Here is a 20,592-nt window from a genome sequence, read left to right as displayed (position 1 = left end):
AACCGCTGGTCAATTTTGGTGCCTGATAATGGCGGCGGCGGGGGTGGGGATTGCCGTATGGCTAATAAAAAAATCAAACACCAGGCGCGCCAAGCCCGTTTCCTTCTAAGGTTTTGATTGCGATTTCTATGGCCTCAGGTTGAAATAGTTTCTTTTTTCTGTCGCTCCAATTAGAAATATAATTAATAATTTTTTTACTATCATTTGTCTTCATTTCATTTGTTGCCCAATGAACAGATGACAACAATTCCATGCCAAAAGAATCTTCAAAACCATCGATTAACTTTTTAACCTTTTCTATGTTTTCTTTTGTTTGGCTTGTATCAGTAGCATTTAAAAAGATTTCAGATTTTTCTTTCGCCCCAGGCAATAATTCAATCAAGTTATTTGGTTTATCACCTTGTTCAAATCCTTTAATGAAATGATTGCATAACGCATCTAAAACAAATCTTAAATTTTGGGCATAGGGGCCAAACTGCTCTTTGTTAAATTGCAACCTCAATGGTTCACCAAAAGCTTGCATAAAATACATTAATTTGTGCACCTCTAACAACGTAATAGCCTCGTCTAACAACCCTTCCAAATAAGAATCTATTAGCAAAACTAAAGAGGCTCTGCCCGTTGTAAGTTTTCCACTCTGATTATTATAATTTGTTTTAAATTTATTATCCGCCAATGATTGATTTGGCTCATACAAAAAAACTTTAACGTCAGGTAAGTCTTGAAAAGAATTTTTTATTAAAATGCTAACCTCCTGCCAATTCAAGCCACCTAACCCGCAACCCAATGGGGGTATAGCGATAGATTGAATTTTATATTTCTTAACCGCATTTATCAAATCTTGTAAGCCATCTTCAATATATTCGATTTTGCTTTTACCGCGCCAATGAACCTTGGTCGGAAAATTAATAATATATTTTGGATTAAAAATATTTTTTGTTGAATAAACAAACATTTTACCAGTTTGCACCAATCCATCTTGGCAAGCCTTTTCATATTCCTTAAAATTATTAGAATATTTTTCTTTAAATGCCAAGGCGACACCCCGCCCCATCACGCCAACGCAATTAACGCTATTGACCAATGCTTCTGCATCGGCATCCTCAATTTTTCCTTTTTGTAAAATAATCATTGCCTTAAAAATACCAGTCCTTCTTTACCTCTATAGAAATTTTCTTATCCTGTAAAACTTTTTCTATAGCAATCTTTGTTTTTTCATCATACACAGCTAATAACTTGCAAAGTTTTAACGAAACAAAGTCTTTAATGAGAAATTCTGAATATTTTGCTATAAAATTATCAGGATATTCAGCCCTGGCAAAATCTTCTGAATGAATGCCATCCCAATTTAATTTATTTATATCATCTGCGTCTGTATAAAAAACTGTTCCCCTGCTTGCGGCATTGCCATTGGTAAAAAAACATTGTTGTTGATATTTAAGAACACTCTCTATTTTTGTTACAAAATAAATAGCTTTATGTTGTGAAGATTGCTTCCTCCATTCATATAACAAGGGATGCCTTGGACAAAAATAAAATGGCACATAGTCACCGACATTACCTTGGTCGCCCAAAATACCAATAGGAATTTCTTTTCTTAATCTTGCATCCTTAATTTCTTTACTGGTATTAGAAGCCGCTGTTTTATTCTCACGACGCAATCTTGCATCTGACTTCAAGCCACCATCCTTAACAATGCCAACCAAATTATCAATGTGGATTATATGATAAATATCTATTTTATTTATATCGACCATTCCCTATTATATCACAACTACAAATGTCGCGCAAATTCTTGAAATAGAATTTTGTTGTGCGGCTGGTCGATGACAATATCAACCTCGGGGTGCCATTGCAGGGCGAGCAAAAACTTGCCCTGTTTGGTGTAATCGGGGCAAGATAAGGCCTCGATAACGCCGTCATCGGCGTAGGCCTCGACCTTAAGATTTGGTGCCAATTTATCAACCCCTTGGCTGTGCGCCGAATTGACCAGCCATTTTTTCTTGCCGGGTTCGAGCCGTTCGTAAAGTTTTTCCAACACGCCATCGGGCTGGATAGTTACATCATGCACCGCGCGAAACCCGTAATTATATGTTTTGCCCTGTTCGTATTGATAACGATGGTCCATTTTGCCTGGCAATTCTTCGATATGTTGGAACAAACTGCCGCCCATCGCGACATTTAATTCTTGCGCGCCACGGCAAATACATAAAATCGGCAGGCCGCGCCCCATGGCCAATTTAAACAACGGCAGGGTGGTTTGGTCGCGTTGGCGGTCTTCCAAATTATCGGCGCGTGGTGCCTCGCCGCCATAATTATCGGGGTGCACGTTACTGCCCGCGCCGGTGAAAATAAGCCCGTCCAATTTTTCAACCGCGGCAAACATCGCCGCCCCCAATGGCGGCAACAACACCGGCACCGCCGTGATATCGTCAACTTGACAGCTGTCAATCACCCGCTGGCTGTAGCGTAATTTTTCGACAATCATTTCAACCCCATTGATTAACCCGAATTTCATATCGGCTTCATCAACTTTATAGTTGCTGGTGATACCCACCAGTTTTACTTTTTTTGCCATGCAGAGATTTTCCTGCCCCTTTTTAATCCTTTTTTAAATCGATAAACAAATATATTTTTCTTCAACATATTCACGCAGGCCTTGCCATCCGCCCTCGCGCCCCAGGCCGGATTCCTTAACCCCGCCAAATGGTGCGACCTCGGTTGTCAACATGCCCGTGTTGACGCCCACCATACCACTTTCAATCGATTCTGCAACATTAAACACGCGCGATAAATCGCGGGCGTAAAAATAACTGGCCAGGCCGTAACGCGTGCTGTTGGCCATGGCGATGGCTTCTTCGTCCTTATCAAATTCAAAAATCGCCGCCACCGGGCCAAAAATTTCGTTGGTCGCTATCAACATATCGGGGGTCATGTTTGTCAATAATGTTGGTTCAAAATAAAACCCACCGAGTTTATGTTTGTTACCGCCAAGGGCGACCTTCGCCCCCTTGGCCGTTGCGTCCTTGACCAGTGCCTCGACCTTTTCGACCGATGGCGCGTCGATAAGCGGGCCGGTGGTTACCCCGTCGTCCGCGCCGTTGCCGACCACCATTTTTTCCATCGCCGATTTTAATTTTTCAGCAAATTGTTTGGCGACCGAACGTTGCACAATGAAGCGATTGGCGCAGACGCAGGTTTGACCGGCGTTGCGGAATTTTGACGCCATGGCACCGGTTACCGCCGCGTCCAAATCGGCATCGTCGAACACCAAAAACGGCGCGTTGCCGCCCAGTTCGAGCGAGATTTTTTTCACCGTGCCAGCGCATTGCGCCATCAATAATTTGCCAACCTCGGTCGAGCCGGTAAAAGAAAATTTCGCCACCCGTGGGTCGGTGGTCAAAACCGTGCCCACGTCGCGCGCGCGTGACGATGTAACGATAGAAAATAATCCTTTTGGCAAACCGGCTTCCTCCGCCAATTTGGCCATGGCCAGGGCCGACAGCGGGGTTTGTGCCGGCGGTTTAACAATTTGCGCGCAACCGGCGGCCAGGGCCGGCCCGGCCTTTCGTGAGATCATCGAATGGGGGAAATTCCACGGGGTGATGGCGGCCGTAATGCCGACCGGTTGCAATATCACCATTAAACGTTTGTCGGGCAAATGCCCGTGGATAACATCGCCGTAGGCGCGTTTGGCTTCCTCGGCGAACCATTCGATATAACCCATGCCCGAGGCAATTTCGCCCAAGGATTCAGCTATCGGTTTGCCATTTTCCCAGGTGAGGATAAGCGCAAGGTCGTCCTTATGCTTATCAATCAGGGCGACCCATTTTTTTAACACCGCGCTACGTTCCTTGGCGGTTTTTTTTGCCCATAATTTTTGCGGCGCAACGGCGGCCGCAATCGCGGCCTCGGTTTCGGCAGAGCCACAATCGGGCAGGGTCGACAATAATTCGCCGGTCGCCGGGTTTTTTACATCAAATGTTTTGCTGGCCGAAACCCATTCACCGCCGATGAAGGCCTTGGTGCAGAGCAAATCCTTACGCGCCAATTGTTTTGCTGGAACTTTAGTCATGGTTGTTGCGATTATTATTCTATGACATTTGATTTAAAAAACCACCATAGATAAAAAATTGTTACCTTAATAAATTTTTAATATACCTGCCCCAGTTTTTTGCCCGCGCAGACATTGATAGCATAAAGAATTTAATTGCACAACTAGGCCGTAGGCCTAGAACCAAACTTTTCAGCTTTGTTCAGAAAGGCTTCTTTCCTCTCCAACAGTCATCCTCTAAAATTCTTACGAGTAGAAAGCGCAAAGCCTCCATTGCTTTAGCCGCCGACGAGGGATAAAAATACGAACACCGCGAAGCGGTGGAGATATTTTTTGGGTGGGTTCGCGGACAAGATTTTTTATATTAAAAAATTTATAAGCGAGCAAAAGCGGTATTTTTTGCGCCGCCGTCAAAAGCCCCTCTCGCCGTCATCCTCGAAACCCGCGCCTCTCACCTCTCTGCCCGTCATTCTCGAAGCCCGTAAGGGCTATCGGGAAACCATTCCTTGGACGGCGTGAGTCGCTATCAGGTTATTGCCTTGCACTACCGCTCTTGCCTCCCCGCCCGTCATCCTCGAAACCCGCGCGACCAGCGCGGGTTATCGGGGAACCATTTCCGAGGCATCGGTGGTTACAGGAAACGAAAGGGTAATAGAAAGGAATCTTAAGCTAGCCAAAAAATATTCGCCCTACCGCTTCCATGGTTGAAGGCAGACAAAATTTTGACACCATCACCCTTTCGCAGTTTTCCATGATGACGCCTCGGAAATGGTTTCCCGATAATCGCTTCGCGATTTCGAGAATGACGGGTAGGGCGAGGCCATGGGCTTAGAGCCGGATTTTTTTTGGGTTTTGATTAAAATTTTTTTGTTCTATTTATTGTTGACTTTGTAAGTAGATTGCGTATAATAAAATTATGTCCTTATTCTCCTTAAAAAATGGTTCTTTAAAGAATATAAAACCAAATTATTTTATATTGGAAAAAGATATAGAAGAATTTGTTAAAAATCATTTTAATGAACTCTTTGCAGAATTGAATTTTATTAAAAACCAATTTTCTATTGGTGATTATATAATTGATATTCTTGCCTACGCGCCCCAAACAAAGTCATTCGTTATTATAGAGATAAAAAAAGGTAAGGACAGCTCCTTATCTGACCAAGGCGTTTCGTATCTTAATTCAATAATAAACAGAAAAGCAGATGTAGTTTTAGAATATAATCAAAAACTAGGTTTCAATATGAAAATTAATGATTTCGACTGGACAGAATCTAAATTAAAATTTATCTCACAAGAATTCAACCGCTATCAGATTGATGCAACCGCCTCCCCAGCGTTGCCGATAGAATTATATAAAATTACAAGATACGATGACAATTTAATAGAATTTAAAAAAGTAGAAAAATATGGCTCATCTAAAAGTGAAAATATAATAAAAGTTAGCAAAAGTCTTGATGCAACAATAAAATCTTATACAGAAGAAGACCTTATTAATCATCATAACAGCAATGTGCAAGAATTATATAAAGAATATAAGAAGCATATTCTTGATTTGGCAATAGACTTAAAAGAACCGATTGCTACAAAAACCTATATGGCATTCAAAAAGAATGGTTATAATTTTTGTGATATTGTAATACAAAAAAAATCCATTGATATATTTATTAATTTAAAAAAAGGCGAATTAAATGACGCCACAAATAGAACCAGCGATGTTTCTAACAAAGGGAAAGCAGGAAATGGAGATTATGTTATTAAAGGTATTACCAATATTAATAATTTAGAATATGATATTGCATTGATAAAACAATCTCTCCTTAAAAAATAATATCACATCCCCAACATCAGCCTAACATTCTGCAAGGCCGCGCCGGACGCGCCCTTGCCCAGGTTGTCATATTGCGCGGTCAGGGTAAGGCGGCCATCGGTGTCATTGCCCAGCACCGATAATTTTATATCATCGCGGTTGGCAAATTCATCGGGCAATAATCTTTGCCCTACCGCTCCGCTGCTTGAGGGCGATAATCTTTGCCCTACCGCTCCGCTGCTTGAGGGCGTTAATCTTTGCCCTACCGCTCCGCTGTTTGAGGGCGATTCGTCGCCCAACAAAATCTTCTCGCAACCGCCATAACTCTCAACCCAAATTTTTTCGATAAGCGATTGGTTGATTTTGGTTAACACCCGCCCGTCCAACGGCACCATCATCACCATGCCGCGCGGGAAATCGCCCACCACCGGTTGGAACAATGGCGGGTGCGGCAACAAACCATAATCGGCCATTTCGGCCAAATGTTTGTGATTTTGCTGTAACCCATAAACATGGCCGTGAATTTTTTTATTGGGGGTTTCATATTCGGCCATCATGGTTTTGCCGCCGCCCGAATAACCCGACAGGCCAAACGCCGCCAATGGGTAATCGTCGGGGATAAGGCCGGCGCGTTTCAACGGCGCGACCAACAAAATAAAACCGGTGGCGTAACACCCCGGGTTGGCAACCCGCGGCGATTTGCCAATCACCGCCGGTTGTTGTTGGTTATATTCAGGCAGGCCGTAAACCCAGCCATGGCTGATGCGGTGCGCCGTCGAACAATCCAAAATTTTTACCGCCGGGTTGTCGACCATGGCCACGGCGTCGCGCGCCGCATCATCGGGCAAGCACAATATCGCCACATCGCAATCGTTTAAATTTAACGCGCGGTGTTTTTTGTCTTTGCGCAAATCATCGGGCAGGGTGATAATGTCAAGCCGGTCGCCAGATTCGCGGTTATAGGCCGCCAGTCGTTCGCGAATGTCGAGGCCGGTTGTGCCCTCCGCCCCGTCGATAAAAATTCTTTTTTTAACCATAATCTTACTGCCATATCTTTACGCCAAAATCTTGCGCCGCGCAAATATTGTTCGCGCGTTATTCATGTTTTATATTTATTGGTTAGATTTTGCGTTTTAAACCCTTGGCAAAAAATGGCGGCCGGCGGGCGCGAACAAAACCCCGCGCCAACAATGCCAAGTGGTTTGATTACAACATGATAAAAAATTGCCCCTGCGGGAGCGGCTTGGTGCGGTTGTCGCCGCTTGTCCATCGGCCTTTAAGCCCGGCCTTAAGCGATATTGTCTTCCTCGTCGCCCGCGTTATTGGCCATGCCGTCACCCGCGTTATCGGCCATGCTATCGGCCATGTCATCGCCCACCATGCCGGCCGGCAACAGGTCGTCGCTTGGCATGTCGGTTTTTTTAATTTTGCCAACCGCCTTATCCAATTCGGCCTTGGAACATAACCCCAATTCGACCGGATGTTTCGCGCTTAAATTGGCCATGTTCCAATGGGTGCGGTTTTTAATTGCCTTAATGGTATTCAGGGTCGTGCCGATAAGCCGGCCAATTTGGCTGTCGGACAGGCCCGGGTGATTTTTCAACAACCACACCACGGCGTCGGGTTTATCCCCGCGTTTTGAAATCGGCGTGTAACGCGGCCCACGGCGTTTTTCAACCAAATTGTCGTAACTTTCAACTTTATTTAATTGCAATGATTGGCTGGCGTCTTTTTCGCAACGGGCAATTTCCTCGCGCGTTAATTGGCCGTTCAGCAATGGGCTGGTGCCCTTCAATTGGCTGTCGCTGGCATCGGCGAGGTTTTCCACCTCCAACAGGTGCAGGCCGCAAAAATCGGCTATCTGCTGAAAACTAAGGGCGGTGTTATCAATCAACCACACCGCGGTCGCGCGCGGCATAAGGATGGACGGATGGGTAATTTTCTTTTTGGCCATTTGGTGATGATTAACTAATATCGGGATTTTTGTCTGACGCAGTCTTTATCATATCCTTAACAAATTGTAAAAAGAAAAATCTTGTTTACCGACCCAAAAAACGATAATCTCCGTAAAGGATAAGTTTTAGAAAGCCTGCCAAAATAAATGACCAATAACACCATCACCATCACCGATAACCGCACCGGTAAAAAAATTGACCTGCCGATTAAAGACGGCACCATGGGCCCCTCGACCATCGACTTGAATGGTATCAAGGGTGGGCTTTACGATAACATGGGGCTTTTCACCTTGGATTCGGGTTACAGCCAAACCGCGTCATGCAAAAGCGCCATCACCTTTATCGACGGCGACCAGGGGGTGTTGTTGCATCGCGGCATCCCTATCGAGGAATTGGCCGAAAATTCCGGCTTCCTTGAAACCGCTTATTTATTGATTTACGGCAACCTGCCGACCAAGCCGCAATATGATAGTTTCTGCTGGGAAATAAACCACCACAGCATGGTGAACGAACAATTGATAAATTTTTATCGTGGCTTTCGCCGCGACGCGCACCCCATGGCGACCTTGGTCGGGGCGGTCGGTGCCCTGTCAGCATTTTACCAAGAGGAAACCAACATCAGCGACCCGAATATCCGCGAAAAGGCAATGATTCGCATCATCGCCAAAATGCCGACGCTGGTTGCGACCTCCTACAAATACTCCATCGGCCAGCCGTTTGTTTACCCGCGCAACAACATGCATTACACCGCGAATTTTATTCACATGACATTTTCGGTGCCTTGCGAAAAATACGAAGTCAACCCGGTGTTCGAACGGGCGTTGCGCAAGATTTTTATTTTGCACGCCGACCACGAACAAAATGCCTCGACCTCGACGGTGCGAATGGCCGGCTCGTCAAAGGCCAACCCATTTGCTTGTATATCGGCCGGTATTTCGTGCCTGTGGGGGCCCAGCCACGGCGGCGCGAACGAGGCGGTGTTGAAAATGTTGCAAGAAATCGGCGACAAGAAAAATATCAAACCATTTCTGGACAAGGTAAAGGCCAAGGAGGCCAACACCCGCCTGATGGGTTTTGGCCACCGCGTTTACAAAAATTACGACCCACGGGCCGCGGTGTTAAAAAAATCTTGCCACGAGGTTTTGGCCGAATTAAAAATCCACGACCCATTGTTAGAATTGGCGCAAGAATTGGAAGCCATCGCCCTGAGCGATGAATATTTCATCGAACGCAAACTTTTCCCCAATGTTGATTTTTATTCGGGGATTATTTTCCGCGCCATGGGTTTCCCGCTGTCGATGTTTACCGCTTTATTCGCCCTGGCGCGCACCGCCGGTTGGGTGGCGCAATGGAACGAAATGATGAGCGAGCCAACGCAAAAAATCGACCGGCCACGCCAACTTTACACCGGCCAAACAAAACGCCCCTACGTACCGATGGAAAAGCGGTAGGGGGGGTGCTTCCATGACCGCTGTCGTAGGTGGTTGAGTTAGACATTTTCTAATGTTTGCGTGCCAAAAATTTTATTTGCTTTTTAAGAAAAATATAATAAAATGGGCAGGGAAAGATAAAAAAATGACCCCTACCGCACAAAAAATTTATGACATTTTGGTTGATTGCGCAAAAAACAAAACAATCATTTATTATGGCGAATTAAAGAATATGGTTTACCCTCAAAACGGACAAAAAGACCATTCGTTTTTTGGCAATGACCGTTCTCAAGGCTACCATGATTTACTCGAAGTATCAGAATACAGCATTCAAAATCATAACGGAGCTATATTAAATGTTTTAATAAGAAGAGATGACGAACAGAAGAAGGTTGGTTGCGGATTCTGGGATTATGCAGGTTATTGCACTTCGGTTAATCCTAGAATTAACAAACAACAGGCTCTAAATTTATCCGATGCCGATAAGAAAAAAATACAAGACGATGAAACGCAATTGGTCTACGCACAATTTCCATAATTCAGCCCCCGCCTAAATTCGTGGTAATAATTCGACAAAATTGCATGGGCGGTGGCGATTGTCCAATTGCGACAGCAATATCATTTGCCACGCGTCCTTAACCGCGCCCGGACTGCCGGGCAGGGCGAATAACAATAACCCGCCGGCGACAAACCCAATGGCGCGCGATTGAATGGTCGAGGTGCCAATTTTTTCGTAAGATAACTGGCGGAACAATTCGCCAAAGCCAACGATCTCCTTGCCCTGGTGTTTTTGCGAAAATGCTTGCAATGCCTCGGGCGTTATATCGCGCGCCGTAATGCCGGTGCCGCCGGTTAATATCACCACCTTCGATTCTTCCCCCTGCCGAATTTTTTCCAAACAATCGACAATATCTTTTGCCTCGTCCTTTAACAAATGGCGGGCATGGATTTTATGGCCGGCGGCCAAAACCATTTCGGCCAACACCGCGCCCGATTTGTCGTTTGCCATGTCGCGCGTGTCGGACAGGGTTACCAGCGTTATGGCAAGCGGTATAAAAGGACGGGAATCATCGCGTGGCATCTGGCAATTATCTGCTTAAAATTTTTTGATTGCAACCCTTTTGATTGCACGCCTATTGACCGATAAATTTTTTTGGCCAGCGGTTATTAACTATATCGGTTAGGGTCGGGTTATCAAGGTCGAGCATGTCGCTGTAAACCCAATAATTGGCCAACACCCGCGCCACGTAAAGCCGCGTTTCGCGCAACGGAATCGATTCGACAAACAACAATGGGTCGCCGTGATAAGATTTTTTATTTTTAACCCATTTGCGCATATTGTTGGGCCCGGCGTTATAGGAAGCAACCGCGAATATCAAATTGCCGTCAACATCATCCAACGCCAACAAACTGGCCAGGTAACGTGTGCCCATCACCAAATTTAATTGCGGGTTAAACAAGTCATATTTCGACGGCCGTTTGTTATCGGCATATTGCGATGTTAAATCTTGGAAACTATCCCAGCGGCTGACCATCGTGGCGGTTGTTGGCATCATCTGCATCATGCCAACCGCGCCACTGCGGCTGATAGCATGGGGGGAAAAATGCGATTCCTGCCGCGCCACCGCCAGGGCCAGGGCGGCATCGTCCGGTTTTAAATCTTTATCGCCATCGGTTAACACCGGAAAAAGCGCGCGGCCATAATAATGGCCAGAAATTTTTTGCAAATGAATCGCCAAGCGAAGACCGGTGTGGTGCAATTGGTAATCATCGGCCAGGGCCAGCAGGTTTTCGCTGTAGGAGCTATTTAACCTATCAACCGCATAACGCCATTCGAGCATCGCCAAGGCCGGCTCGTCGATATTAAGCAGGGCGAAACCGCGCGCCATGACCGGTATTTGTGCCAGACGCGATAAAATACGTGGGTTGCCCTTTGGGCTGTCGGTAAAAATATGCTTGTTATTAACCTTGCCATCGGCGGCAAGGTATTTTAAGGCAATTTGCCCGTAAAAAGTGGTTGGGTTTTTGGCGGCATAGGTCAATTGCTTCACCGCCATGTCGTCTTTGTTTTGCGACGCCATGGCGCGCCCCTGCCAAAAATAGGCCGCCGATTGCAAAAATGGGTCGGTGCTTTGGCTGGTGATACTAAATAAATTTGCCGCCCGCTCGTAATTGCCTTCCTGCCATGCCGCCAGCCCACCCCACCAACTGCTTTCTATCGCCGCATTTTTTAAATTATTCACCGCTTCATCGGCCAGGGTGGCGGCGTCGCTATAACGTTCGTCAAAATAAAAACCCGACATGGTGATGGCAAACATTTGGTCAAGCAACGACGCGTTGTTTTTTATATTATCGGCGGTAAGGTTTTTGCGCGCCAAGGCCACGGCGTCAAATAATTTATCGCGTTTTACCAACCGCCGCAGGTCCATAACCTGTTGGTCGAGCGGGTCGAGGGCGAAATGGCTGTCATCGATAATGCCATTGTCGGCCTGGTCAGCTAGAAAATTTTTCTTTGATTTGTCGTCCATCGCATCAAGCGGCAATAGCGGTGCCACCGGTTCGGTAAGAACAAATTTTTTGTTTGGCCGCCGCGCCAGGGCCAAGCGATAGATATTATCGGCCATGCCGTGGTCTTTGTATTTGGTTAACCAATCGGCCAATTCCTTGATGCTGGTTTTGTAACCTGGGTGGATATAAATTTGCGCCAACACCGCCGAACGCAAAATTGGGTTTTCGGCGGTGCGGATAAAGTTCTTTGCGGCATCAAATTTTTTATTATGCACCGCCTGGAAAGCTTTTTTATAAATCGCCTGGTCATTGGCCGATAATATGGTTGGCACCGTCGTCCCAACCGCGAAGGCGGGGGGTGATGATAGCAATAACAACATCGCCGGCACCCCCAGCGATAAAAACAACGCGCGCCATGGGCGGCGCACCGGCAAGGCCACCACCATCGATAACCGCCCAGTTTGCGCCAACCGCGCCAGTCCACCCAGGCCCACATTGGCCGGTTGCCGATGGTTTTTTAGCCGAAAGATTTTTGTGATTTTCTTAACCATAGATTTATGCCCCAACACTAAGCACGTAGCGTGCCACATCATGCCCCACGCCATGCAACCGCCATTTGGTCATGGGCCATTTCATCCGCTGAATAGACTGATTCGCCTTAAGAGTATAGCTTTTCGCTGATGGCGGAAAGGGCGGCGCGCGCCACCGCCAATTTGTCATTAACAATAGCTTGCTGGGCGGCGTCCTTGGTGTTTTTTAATTCGTCGGTGAAATCCTTGATTTGCTTTTCAATATCCTTGCTGTCCAGGGTGGCGACATCATTCGCCGCGGTGGCCAAAATCACCACTTTTTTTTGGCTGATGTCGGCGAAGCCGCCGCTTAGAAAAAATTTTTTGCTTAATTTGCCGCCGGTGTAAAACCACAACACCCCAGGGCGCAGGGCGGCAATGGTGTCGGCGTGCCCCGCCAAAATACCCATGTCGCCATTGTCGCCGGGCACAATAACCATGTCGCCCATGCCATTAAATAATGTGCCGTTCGGGGCAATGATGTCGATTTGTAATTGTTCGCTTGCCATTTTTTATCAATCTTTAATTCATGTTTTTTGATAGGCTTGCGTTTAGAATTTTCGCCCTTTCGCAAAAATCAATTTTGCAACCACAACCAAAAGAATCTTAAGCCGCCTTGGCCAATTCCTTGGCGCGCGCCACCGCTTCCTCAATACTGCCGACCATGTAAAATGCCGATTCGGGCAAATCATCATAATCGCCATTGACGATGGCGGCGAAGCTTTTCACCGTATCCTCAAGTTGGACAAATTTGCCGGGCTTGCCGGTGAAAACCTCGGCCACATGGAATGGCTGTGACAGGAAACGTTGAATTTTGCGTGCCCGCGCGACGGTTAATTTGTCGGCTTCCGACAATTCGTCCATCCCCAAGATAGCAATGATTTCTTGTAATGATTTATAGGCCTGCAGGGTGCGTTGCACGGCGCGGGCGGTGTCGTAATGTTTTTGGCCGACCGTGTTGGCGTCAAGAATCCGGCTGGTTGAATCCAGCGGGTCGACCGCCGGGTAAATCCCCAATTCAGAAATTTGCCGTGACAAGGTGGTGGTCGCGTCAAGGTGAGAGAAGGTCGTGGCCGGGGCCGGGTCGGTCAAATCGTCGGCCGGCACATAAACCGCCTGAATCGATGTAATCGAACCTTTTTTGGTTGAGGTGATACGTTCCTGCATCGTGCCCATGTCGGTCGCCAAGGTTGGTTGGTAACCCACGGCCGAGGGAATACGGCCGAGCAAGGCCGAAACCTCTGACCCGGCTTGGGTGAAACGGAAGATATTATCGACGAAGAACAACACGTCCTTGCCTTCTTCATCGCGGAAATATTCGGCTTGCGTCAAACCGGTCAGGGCGACCCGCGCCCGCGCGCCCGGTGGTTCGTTCATCTGGCCATAGACCATCGCCACCTTTGACTCGCCGCCCAAATTGATAACGCCCGAATCTATCATTTCATGGTAAAGGTCATTGCCCTCGCGCGTCCGCTCGCCCACGCCGGCAAATACCGAATAACCGCCGTGCCCCTTGGCGATGTTATTGATAAGTTCTTGAATCAGCACCGTCTTGCCCACGCCCGCGCCGCCGAACAAACCAATTTTACCCCCCTTGGGGTATGGCGTCAGCAAATCGATAACCTTAATACCGGTGACCAGCACCTCGGTATCGGTCGACTGGTCAACATAGGGCGGTGCCGAACGATGAATCGGCATTTTCATTTTTGATTTTATCGCGCCACGGTCGTCAATCGGATCGCCGATAACATTCATAATGCGGCCCAAGGTTTCCGGCCCAACCGGCACCGAAATCATATCGCCGGTGTCCTTCACCGCTTGGCCGCGTTGCAACCCCTCGGTTGCGTCCATCGCGATGGCGCGCACGGTGTTTTCGCCCAAATGTTGTGCAACCTCGAGCACCAATTGTTGGCCATTGTTGTCGCAGGTCAAGGCGTTCAAAATGCCCGGCAAGTTGCCGTCGGTAAATTCGACGTCGACCACCGCCCCCAGCACCTGGTTAATTTTGCCCATGCCGGACGCGGTTTGAGAATTCTTTGCCATGTTTTTTTCCTTTTTTTCTTTTGTTATTGTAATAAATTCGTTCTTATTTTTTTGCCTTACTTTACCAGTAACAATTTTGGCCTTATCAAGCAACAAGTTTTTTGTCAATAACAATATTTAACGCCCGCGCAAGTAATTTTGTGCTATAGAACAGCCATGACGGCCATTGCGCAAAATATATTCAGCCATATCACCGACCAACGGAAAGATTTCATCGCCACCATGCCACGGGTCGGGCGATTATTGGCGTTGGATATTGGCAAAAAACGCACCGGCCTGGCCCTGTCGGACCCGCAACGAAAAATCGCCAGCCAATTTGGCCTGTTGCAACAACAGATGCCGCATAATGGGGCGAAGGATAGTTTTTCGCGCCAGGCCGAGGCGATTATCACCATGATAAGCAACGAGCAAATTGTTGGCTTGGTTATTGGCCTGCCGCGCAACATGGACGGCGGCGAAAACAAATCAACCCAAAGCCGCCGCCAATATGCCCGCAACCTGGCCAAGGCCGGCGTTACGATTCCGATATTGTTGTTGGATGAACGTTTAACCAGCCAGGCGGTTGATAAATTATTGGCCGATGATAAGGCATTTGGCGATAACCTGACCACCGCCAAAAAAAACAAATTGCGCGACCAGATGGCGGCGAGTTTTTTGTTGCAAGGATTGTTGGACCAGATGAACCCCCTCATCAACCCGCTCATGAAGCGGCCGTTATAGAAGCGATTTGATGGCGGCATCAAGCCGCGCCAAGGATTCAGTTTTGCCGCAAACCGCCAGCAAATCAAAACAGCCCGGCGAATGTTCAAGGCCGGTCAAGGCCAGGCGGATAGCGGGGGCGATGTCTTTCATTTTTAAACCCTGCGCCTCGCCCCAAAATTTCACCGCATCATGCAAATTTTGTTTGCCCCAATTTTCTTGGCTTGATAAAAATTCACAAGCTGACAATAATGTCTGTTTTTTATTTTGCAATTCGGTTTGCAAGGTTGCGGCGGTTAGGGGAAATGCCGGCGTGGTCAGCAACAGCGCAACCTGTTTTTCCAAATCAACCAAATTAAATACCCGCGTTTTTATCAGCGGTATAAATTGCTTGCCCTCAGTAATGCTGGCAAGATTTGCCAACCGCGCGTCATCGGCCATCGCCATGTAATGGCCGGCCAAATGTTGCAATTTTTTTATGTCGGTGCGGGCCGCGCTTTTCCCGACATGGGCGATATCAAACCATTCCACCGCCTGCGCCATGGAAATAATTTCGTCATCGCCGTGCGACCAGCCCAGGCGCAACAGGTAATTCACCATTGCCTCGGGCAGAATCCCCATTGTTTGGTAATCGGTTATCGCCGCCGCGCCATTGCGTTTTGATAATTTTTCGCCGGCCTCGTTCATAATCAGCGGAATATGGGCAAATGCTGGAATGTTTTTTTCATCGCCAGCAATCGCCTTAAAGAGGTGATATTGGCGGAAAGCGTTGGTTAGATGGTCATTGCCACGAATAATATGGGTAACGCCCATATCGACATCATCCACCACCACCGACAACATGTAGGTCGGGGTGCGGTCAGACCGCAGTAAAATAAAATCGTCCAATTCGCTGTTTTGCACCGTGACCGACCCCTGCACAGCATCGTTGATGGTGGTCGCGCCAGCTTGCGGCATTTTTATACGGATGGTTGGTTTTGCACCATTGCCCGCCATTTTTTTTCTGTCGGTTTCGTCGCGGTCGCGCCATCGCCCGTCGTATTTCAGGGGCAATTTTTTTGCCTCTTGCTCTTTGCGCAGGGCCTCCAATTCATCCGCCGTCATGTAACATTCATAGGCCAAGCCTTTTTTTACCAAGCCCTCGGCCACCGCCACATGCCGCGCAATGTTGTTGGATTGCAACACAAAATCGCCATCGTGTTTTATGCCCAGCCATTCCAGGCCGCGCAAAATAACCTCTATCGCGTCGGGGGTGGAGCGCGCGCGGTCGGTATCCTCTATCCGTAATTTGTAATCGCCGCCGTGGTGTTTGGCGAATAAATAATTAAACAGCGCGGTGCGCGCCCCGCCCAGGTGCAAATAACCGGTGGGCGACGGGGCAAAGCGGGTAACAATTTTTTGTGTTTGCGCCATTATTCATAACCACATCGATAACCACGGGGTTGTTTCATCGCATGATGCACGGCCTTATTATGGCTTGGCCGGCGCGATGGCGGGCGGCGTTGCCGGGGTCGCCGGCGCAACCGCCGGAACAACCTTGGCCGATTTCACCGTGTAATCGCTGTCCTGCATGATTGGTTTTACCAACCATTGTTCATATTCGACAACAATTTTTTGCCTGGTGGCAACCGCCTGCTCAATCACTTGGCAATCATCTGGCGTTTTGGAAAACATGCAAGAGACAATAAAAACAGTGATTGGGTCGCTGGTCATAACCATGCCCTCGACCGGCAAAACCATGGTGATTTCGCCCGATTTAAATATAATCCCCTTCACCGAGTATTTTTGCACCACGCCGGCGCGCATGCCACGGCTGTAATCGGGCATAAAACCAAATAGCGATATCGACACCACCAGCACCAGCACCAGCACCACCAGGGCAATAAGAATGGGCAGGAAACGCCTTACCGCGAAGGCGACACCCAAAAACAACAGCAATAAAATTGCAACATACAAAATCGTCATGCTGTTATCTTACCATGTTTTTTTGGCAAATAATAGATGGCAACCGCCGCCAACATTTTCTTAATGAAAAATTATTGTTTTCGTGATAGCAAAAACCAAAGCGGAGTGTAGCTCAGACTGGTAGAGCACTGCCTTCGGGAGGCAGGGGCCGTAGGTTCAAATCCTGCCACTCCGACCACGAAAAATACTTGCGAAAGCCACGAAGTGGCGTTCGCCTCACCGACATTTTTTTATATTTTTCACGCGAGCAAAGCCCGCGCGAATTTCGGGCGGGGGTGGCTTCACTTGCTACTATAAACGTTTTTACCCACGTTGCTACTCGAACGATATCTTGCGTGCGCGGCGGGTGGCAGGCTTAGGCTACCGCAAAGATAAAGAAGCTATTAGCTTTTATTCTTAAGCGTGAAAAGCCCGCATGAATTTCGGGCGACGTTTGAGAAAATGAAATCTGATTAAAAAAAAACCACCCCAAACATCAATTCATAGAATTGGTGCAGGGGTGGGTATATTCATCTTTAATATAAGCCTGTCCCCTTTATTTGTCAAGCCTCGCTGGTTTTCTATAAAAAAGCGATTATCCTTTGCCGCCGGTTAGCTTCTCAAATTCTTTTTTCAACGCTTCCATCTGTTCATCGATAATGTTCATTTCCTCCAAGGATTTTATCATGTTGAAAAAATAATCGCGGTTTGTGCCGTTTGCACCGGCGGAGGTGGCGATAATTTTTGCCTGCTCGGATAATGGCATTTCGCGGTGCACATATTGTTTGTGCGCCGCGTCAAGGGTGAAGGCCAAGGCCTGCACCACTTTATTCTCGCCCTCGATAAGCACCGGCAGGGCGCAGGGGGTGTAGGCCGCCGAAATCATTTCCCGCTCCCATAGTTTTTTTGCCACGGCGTCGCGGTCTGCCTCCGCCACCTGCAGGCATGCCCCCACCGTGTGGCCGCCATGGTCCAACCCCACCACCAACCCGGGTTTTTCAATCGTGCCGCGGTAATGCACCGACCACATGCCAAACCGGCGGTGAAACCCCTCGACACGGGCGCGCATTTTTTTTTCGCAATTAAAATCGGGTGCCCAAATCAACGACCCAAAGGCAAAAACATAAAATGGGCGGAGCGATTCGACGAGCGATAAATATTCTTGGTAGTTTTGTCTATCTGCGGTCATAAATTTTCACGAATAATGCTGGGGGTTCGTTATCAACATGATTCGCACCCCCATTGGTAAGATTGATAACAAAAAATCACCCTGCCCAATTAACAAAAATAGTCAAAAAATTGTTTCGGTGGTTTGCTTAATTGCTGGCGCGCGCCGGCAAAAAATTCAACGGGTTCGACGGCTGGTTATTTTTTCTAATTTCAAAATACAATTGTGGGCGTTGCGCCAGGCCCGACCGACCGACCGTGGCAATGATTTGTCCGCGTTTTACCGCATCGCCCTTTTTCACCAACGATTTTTGCAAATAGCCATAGGTCGATACCAACCCATTATCATGCTTCACCAACACCAACAGACCAAGCGGTTTTATATCGGTGCCGACATAAATCACCGTGCCACCGCTGACCGCCGCAACATTTTGCCCCATCGACCCGGCCAAAATAAGCCCATCTTGGCTTGTGCCCTCGCCAAATTTTTGCAAGATATTCGATTGTTGCAACGGCCAAGCCAGGGCTTGCGGTTGCCCACTGCTATTGGCCTTGTCATTGGTGGTTGCATTTGAACTGGCTATCGGTGTTTCGGTTACCGCCATTTGCGCGCGCGGCGGTGTCATGCCGTCGCTATTGCCAATTGCATTGCCCGCCGCGTTGCTCGCGACTTTTTTACTAATCGTGATATTTTGCCCTATCTTCAATTGGTCGGTAATTTTTAAACCATTATCCTTTGCAAACTCGGCCGGCGTCATGTTGTTTTGCCGCGCCAAGGAATAAATCGTATCGCCCTTCACCACCTTATAAGGGGTTTTCTTCGTCACCATTTGTGGTGCGCTGGCGGTATTATTATTGGCATTATTGATGGCAACATTATTGGTCGGGTTGCTCAGCCCGTTATTGGTTGGCTTAAGGCTGGCCGGGTTATCACCGGCAAGGATGAGTTTTTGCGGCTTGCTACCGCCGCCGCCTTTAACAACCAAATCCTTAACACCAACTTCCTCGCCCCAGCGAAACGGCAAGGATTCACACCCCCACAGCGACAACATTATTGGCAACAGCAAAAGATATTTTTTTGCGATGGTGTTTTTTCCTATTACGATGCTCATTGTAAATCTCCTTATTTTTTTATTATCTTTGCCATGCCCGCCATGTAGGGTTGCAACACCGCGGGCACGTCAACACCACCATCGGACGATTGATAATTTTCCATCACCGCCACCAGGGCGCGACCAACCGCCAGTCCCGAACCATTGAGCGTATGGACAAATTTCATCGTGCCATCCTTATCCTTATACCTACCATGCAAGCGGCGCGCCTGAAAATCGCCCACGTTCGAACAGGACGAAATTTCGCGATAACAATTCTGCGCCGGCACAAAAACCTCGATGTCATAGGTTTTTTTGGCGGCAAACCCCATGTCGCCCGAACACAACAACATGGTGCGATAGGGCAATTGCAACTTTTGCAATATATGCTCGGCGCAGGCCGTCATCCGTTCCAATTCATCGTTCGATTGTTCAGCGGTGGTGATGCTGACCAATTCAACCTTCCAAAACTGGTGTTGGCGAATCATCCCCTTGGTGTCCTTGCCGGCGGCCCCGGCCTCCGACCGAAAACACGGGGTCAGGGCAACATAACGTTTGGGCAATTCGTCTGCTTGATAAACCCTACCCATGATTTGCGCGGTCAGGGGCACCTCGGCGGTGGGAATAAGCCATCGGTCATCGGTGGTTTTGAACAAATCATCGGCAAATTTTGGCAATTGCCCGGTGCCATAAACGGTGTTCGACCTCACCAACAGGGGGGGCGAGGTTTCCTCGTAACCAAATTCTGTAAAGTGGGTATCAATCATAAATTGCGCCAGGGCACGTTCCAACCGCGCCAAATCTTGGCGCAAAAACACAAACCTTGCACCGGCCACATTGGCGGCGGTGGTGAAATCCATCATCGCCAAATCCTCGCCCAATTGGTCGTGCGGCTTTGGCGGGCTTGAAAATTTTCGCGCCTCGCCTTGGCGGCGAATTTCGACATTGTCATGTTCGTCTTTACCCGCCGGCACGGCATCCTCTGGCAAATTGGGCAGGGCGGCGAGCATTTCATCCAACTTGGTTTTTTGCGCCGCCGCCGCTACCTCCAGCTCGGGGATTTTTGTTTTTAATGATTGCAATTGCGCCATGGCGTCGTCAGTCGGTTGGTTCGATTTTTTTAAAACCGCAATATTGGCCGAGCCAGCATTGCGCGCCGCCAATAGTTCCTCCAGCTCGCGTTGCAAGCGTCGCCAGGTTTCGTCCATCGCCAAAATGGTCGCGCTTTGCGCCGCCAGGCCGCGCCGCGCCAGGCCGGCATCAAATTGTTCGGGGTTATCGCGGATGAATTTTATATCGTGCATGGTGGTGGTGTTACAAACGAT

General features: G+C 48.0%; 19 protein-coding genes and 1 tRNA gene. 5 read left to right on the top strand and 15 right to left on the bottom strand.

Features of this window, described 5'->3' with window-relative positions; translation table 11 throughout:
• Positions 1-73: 73 nt before the first annotated feature.
• From QM529_01200 to QM529_01185, 4 genes are read right to left on the bottom strand one after another with little or no spacing between them, the layout of a single operon-like run.
• On the bottom strand, positions 74-1,132 hold the full coding sequence (locus QM529_01200; protein MDI9313282.1) for a macro domain-containing protein: 1,059 nt from the start codon (positions 1,130-1,132) through the stop codon (positions 74-76).
• Between the two features lie 4 nt (positions 1,133-1,136).
• Positions 1,137-1,757 carry a DUF4433 domain-containing protein gene (locus QM529_01195; protein ID MDI9313281.1) on the bottom strand — a complete coding sequence of 207 codons (621 nt, stop codon included), beginning with the start codon at positions 1,755-1,757 and terminating at the stop codon, positions 1,137-1,139.
• 17 nt (positions 1,758-1,774) lie between these two features.
• Complete coding sequence (locus QM529_01190) at positions 1,775-2,578, bottom strand: gamma-glutamyl-gamma-aminobutyrate hydrolase family protein (GenBank protein ID MDI9313280.1); 804 nt, start codon at positions 2,576-2,578, stop codon at positions 1,775-1,777.
• Between the two features lie 33 nt (positions 2,579-2,611).
• Entirely contained in the window at positions 2,612-4,075 is a 1,464-nt protein-coding gene (locus tag QM529_01185) for an NAD-dependent succinate-semialdehyde dehydrogenase (protein ID MDI9313279.1), read from the bottom strand.
• A 955-nt stretch (positions 4,076-5,030) separates the two neighbouring features.
• Here QM529_01185 and QM529_01180 point away from each other — a divergent pair.
• The gene (locus QM529_01180; GenBank protein MDI9313278.1) at positions 5,031-5,882 is read left to right on the top strand and encodes a hypothetical protein; all 852 of its coding nucleotides are present in this window, start codon (positions 5,031-5,033) and stop codon (positions 5,880-5,882) included.
• A 2-nt stretch (positions 5,883-5,884) separates the two neighbouring features.
• Here the strand turns inward: QM529_01180 and argC are convergent, their stop codons facing one another.
• Both argC and QM529_01170 read right to left on the bottom strand, forming a co-directional pair.
• Positions 5,885-6,898 (bottom strand): N-acetyl-gamma-glutamyl-phosphate reductase, encoded by a 1,014-nt coding sequence (gene argC / locus QM529_01175; protein ID MDI9313277.1) that lies wholly within the window; start codon positions 6,896-6,898, stop codon positions 5,885-5,887.
• A 251-nt stretch (positions 6,899-7,149) separates the two neighbouring features.
• Complete coding sequence (locus QM529_01170; GenBank protein ID MDI9313276.1) at positions 7,150-7,815, bottom strand: DUF1013 domain-containing protein; 666 nt, start codon at positions 7,813-7,815, stop codon at positions 7,150-7,152.
• A gap of 147 nt (positions 7,816-7,962) precedes the next feature.
• Between QM529_01170 and QM529_01165 the strand changes: the two genes are divergently transcribed.
• Both QM529_01165 and QM529_01160 read left to right on the top strand, forming a co-directional pair.
• The gene (locus tag QM529_01165; protein MDI9313275.1) at positions 7,963-9,267 is read left to right on the top strand and encodes a citrate synthase; all 1,305 of its coding nucleotides are present in this window, start codon (positions 7,963-7,965) and stop codon (positions 9,265-9,267) included.
• 52 nt (positions 9,268-9,319) lie between these two features.
• Positions 9,320-9,784 (top strand): hypothetical protein, encoded by a 465-nt coding sequence (locus tag QM529_01160; GenBank protein ID MDI9313274.1) that lies wholly within the window; start codon positions 9,320-9,322, stop codon positions 9,782-9,784.
• A 12-nt stretch (positions 9,785-9,796) separates the two neighbouring features.
• Here the strand turns inward: QM529_01160 and QM529_01155 are convergent, their stop codons facing one another.
• From QM529_01155 to atpD, 4 genes are all read right to left on the bottom strand, one after another.
• Positions 9,797-10,327 carry a molybdopterin-binding protein gene (locus tag QM529_01155; GenBank protein MDI9313273.1) on the bottom strand — a complete coding sequence of 177 codons (531 nt, stop codon included), beginning with the start codon at positions 10,325-10,327 and terminating at the stop codon, positions 9,797-9,799.
• A gap of 52 nt (positions 10,328-10,379) precedes the next feature.
• Positions 10,380-12,305 (bottom strand): lytic transglycosylase domain-containing protein, encoded by a 1,926-nt coding sequence (locus QM529_01150; protein ID MDI9313272.1) that lies wholly within the window; start codon positions 12,303-12,305, stop codon positions 10,380-10,382.
• A gap of 107 nt (positions 12,306-12,412) precedes the next feature.
• Entirely contained in the window at positions 12,413-12,832 is a 420-nt protein-coding gene (gene atpC, locus QM529_01145) for an ATP synthase F1 subunit epsilon (GenBank protein MDI9313271.1), read from the bottom strand.
• Between the two features lie 97 nt (positions 12,833-12,929).
• Positions 12,930-14,366: a F0F1 ATP synthase subunit beta gene (gene atpD, locus QM529_01140; GenBank protein ID MDI9313270.1), complete on the bottom strand. Its 1,437-nt coding sequence runs from the start codon at positions 14,364-14,366 to the stop codon at positions 12,930-12,932.
• Between the two features lie 156 nt (positions 14,367-14,522).
• Between atpD and ruvX the strand changes: the two genes are divergently transcribed.
• The gene (gene ruvX, locus QM529_01135; GenBank protein ID MDI9313269.1) at positions 14,523-15,086 is read left to right on the top strand and encodes a Holliday junction resolvase RuvX; all 564 of its coding nucleotides are present in this window, start codon (positions 14,523-14,525) and stop codon (positions 15,084-15,086) included.
• Here the strand turns inward: ruvX and gltX are convergent.
• Entirely contained in the window at positions 15,081-16,478 is a 1,398-nt protein-coding gene (gltX, locus tag QM529_01130) for a glutamate--tRNA ligase (protein ID MDI9313268.1), read from the bottom strand. The genes ruvX and gltX overlap by 6 nt on opposite strands.
• Positions 16,479-16,535: 57 nt before the next feature.
• Positions 16,536-17,030 (bottom strand): hypothetical protein, encoded by a 495-nt coding sequence (locus QM529_01125; protein ID MDI9313267.1) that lies wholly within the window; start codon positions 17,028-17,030, stop codon positions 16,536-16,538.
• Between the two features lie 101 nt (positions 17,031-17,131).
• Between QM529_01125 and QM529_01120 the strand changes: the two genes are divergently transcribed.
• A tRNA-Pro gene (locus tag QM529_01120) sits at positions 17,132-17,208 on the top strand.
• A gap of 396 nt (positions 17,209-17,604) precedes the next feature.
• Here QM529_01120 and QM529_01115 read toward each other — a convergent pair.
• From QM529_01115 to serS, 3 genes are all read right to left on the bottom strand, one after another.
• Positions 17,605-18,198 carry a gamma-glutamylcyclotransferase gene (locus tag QM529_01115; GenBank protein MDI9313266.1) on the bottom strand — a complete coding sequence of 198 codons (594 nt, stop codon included), beginning with the start codon at positions 18,196-18,198 and terminating at the stop codon, positions 17,605-17,607.
• Positions 18,199-18,325: 127 nt separating this feature from the next.
• Positions 18,326-19,288 carry a LysM peptidoglycan-binding domain-containing M23 family metallopeptidase gene (locus tag QM529_01110; protein ID MDI9313265.1) on the bottom strand — a complete coding sequence of 321 codons (963 nt, stop codon included), beginning with the start codon at positions 19,286-19,288 and terminating at the stop codon, positions 18,326-18,328.
• 11 nt (positions 19,289-19,299) lie between these two features.
• A complete protein-coding gene (gene serS / locus QM529_01105; protein MDI9313264.1) occupies positions 19,300-20,571 on the bottom strand; it encodes a serine--tRNA ligase in 1,272 nt (423 codons plus the stop codon).
• Positions 20,572-20,592: the final 21 nt, after the last annotated feature.

This window comes from Hydrotalea sp., from assembly GCA_030054115.1.
Classification (GTDB): domain Bacteria; phylum Pseudomonadota; class Alphaproteobacteria; order JASGCL01; family JASGCL01; genus JASGCL01.
The sequence above is the reverse complement of the archived record's forward strand: the minus strand, read 5'-3'. Positions and strand labels throughout refer to the sequence as shown.

Excerpts from the sequence above, each read along its gene's own strand:
- QM529_01200 (MDI9313282.1), bottom strand. The coding sequence starts at position 1,132 with ATGATTATTTTACAAAAAGGAAAAATTGAGGATGCCGATGCAGAAGCA.
- QM529_01195 (MDI9313281.1), bottom strand. The coding sequence starts at position 1,757 with ATGGTCGATATAAATAAAATAGATATTTATCATATAATCCACATTGAT.
- QM529_01190 (MDI9313280.1), bottom strand. The coding sequence starts at position 2,578 with ATGGCAAAAAAAGTAAAACTGGTGGGTATCACCAGCAACTATAAAGTT.
- QM529_01185 (MDI9313279.1), bottom strand. The coding sequence starts at position 4,075 with ATGACTAAAGTTCCAGCAAAACAATTGGCGCGTAAGGATTTGCTCTGC.
- argC (MDI9313277.1), bottom strand. The coding sequence starts at position 6,898 with ATGGTTAAAAAAAGAATTTTTATCGACGGGGCGGAGGGCACAACCGGC.
- QM529_01170 (MDI9313276.1), bottom strand. The coding sequence starts at position 7,815 with ATGGCCAAAAAGAAAATTACCCATCCGTCCATCCTTATGCCGCGCGCG.
- QM529_01165 (MDI9313275.1), top strand. The coding sequence starts at position 7,963 with ATGACCAATAACACCATCACCATCACCGATAACCGCACCGGTAAAAAA.
- QM529_01160 (MDI9313274.1), top strand. The coding sequence starts at position 9,320 with ATGTTTGCGTGCCAAAAATTTTATTTGCTTTTTAAGAAAAATATAATA.
- QM529_01155 (MDI9313273.1), bottom strand. The coding sequence starts at position 10,327 with ATGCCACGCGATGATTCCCGTCCTTTTATACCGCTTGCCATAACGCTG.
- QM529_01150 (MDI9313272.1), bottom strand. The coding sequence starts at position 12,305 with ATGGTTAAGAAAATCACAAAAATCTTTCGGCTAAAAAACCATCGGCAA.
- atpC (MDI9313271.1), bottom strand. The coding sequence starts at position 12,832 with ATGGCAAGCGAACAATTACAAATCGACATCATTGCCCCGAACGGCACA.
- atpD (MDI9313270.1), bottom strand. The coding sequence starts at position 14,366 with ATGGCAAAGAATTCTCAAACCGCGTCCGGCATGGGCAAAATTAACCAG.
- ruvX (MDI9313269.1), top strand. The coding sequence starts at position 14,523 with ATGACGGCCATTGCGCAAAATATATTCAGCCATATCACCGACCAACGG.
- gltX (MDI9313268.1), bottom strand. The coding sequence starts at position 16,478 with ATGGCGCAAACACAAAAAATTGTTACCCGCTTTGCCCCGTCGCCCACC.
- QM529_01125 (MDI9313267.1), bottom strand. The coding sequence starts at position 17,030 with ATGACGATTTTGTATGTTGCAATTTTATTGCTGTTGTTTTTGGGTGTC.
- QM529_01115 (MDI9313266.1), bottom strand. The coding sequence starts at position 18,198 with ATGACCGCAGATAGACAAAACTACCAAGAATATTTATCGCTCGTCGAA.
- QM529_01110 (MDI9313265.1), bottom strand. The coding sequence starts at position 19,288 with ATGAGCATCGTAATAGGAAAAAACACCATCGCAAAAAAATATCTTTTG.
- serS (MDI9313264.1), bottom strand. The coding sequence starts at position 20,571 with ATGCACGATATAAAATTCATCCGCGATAACCCCGAACAATTTGATGCC.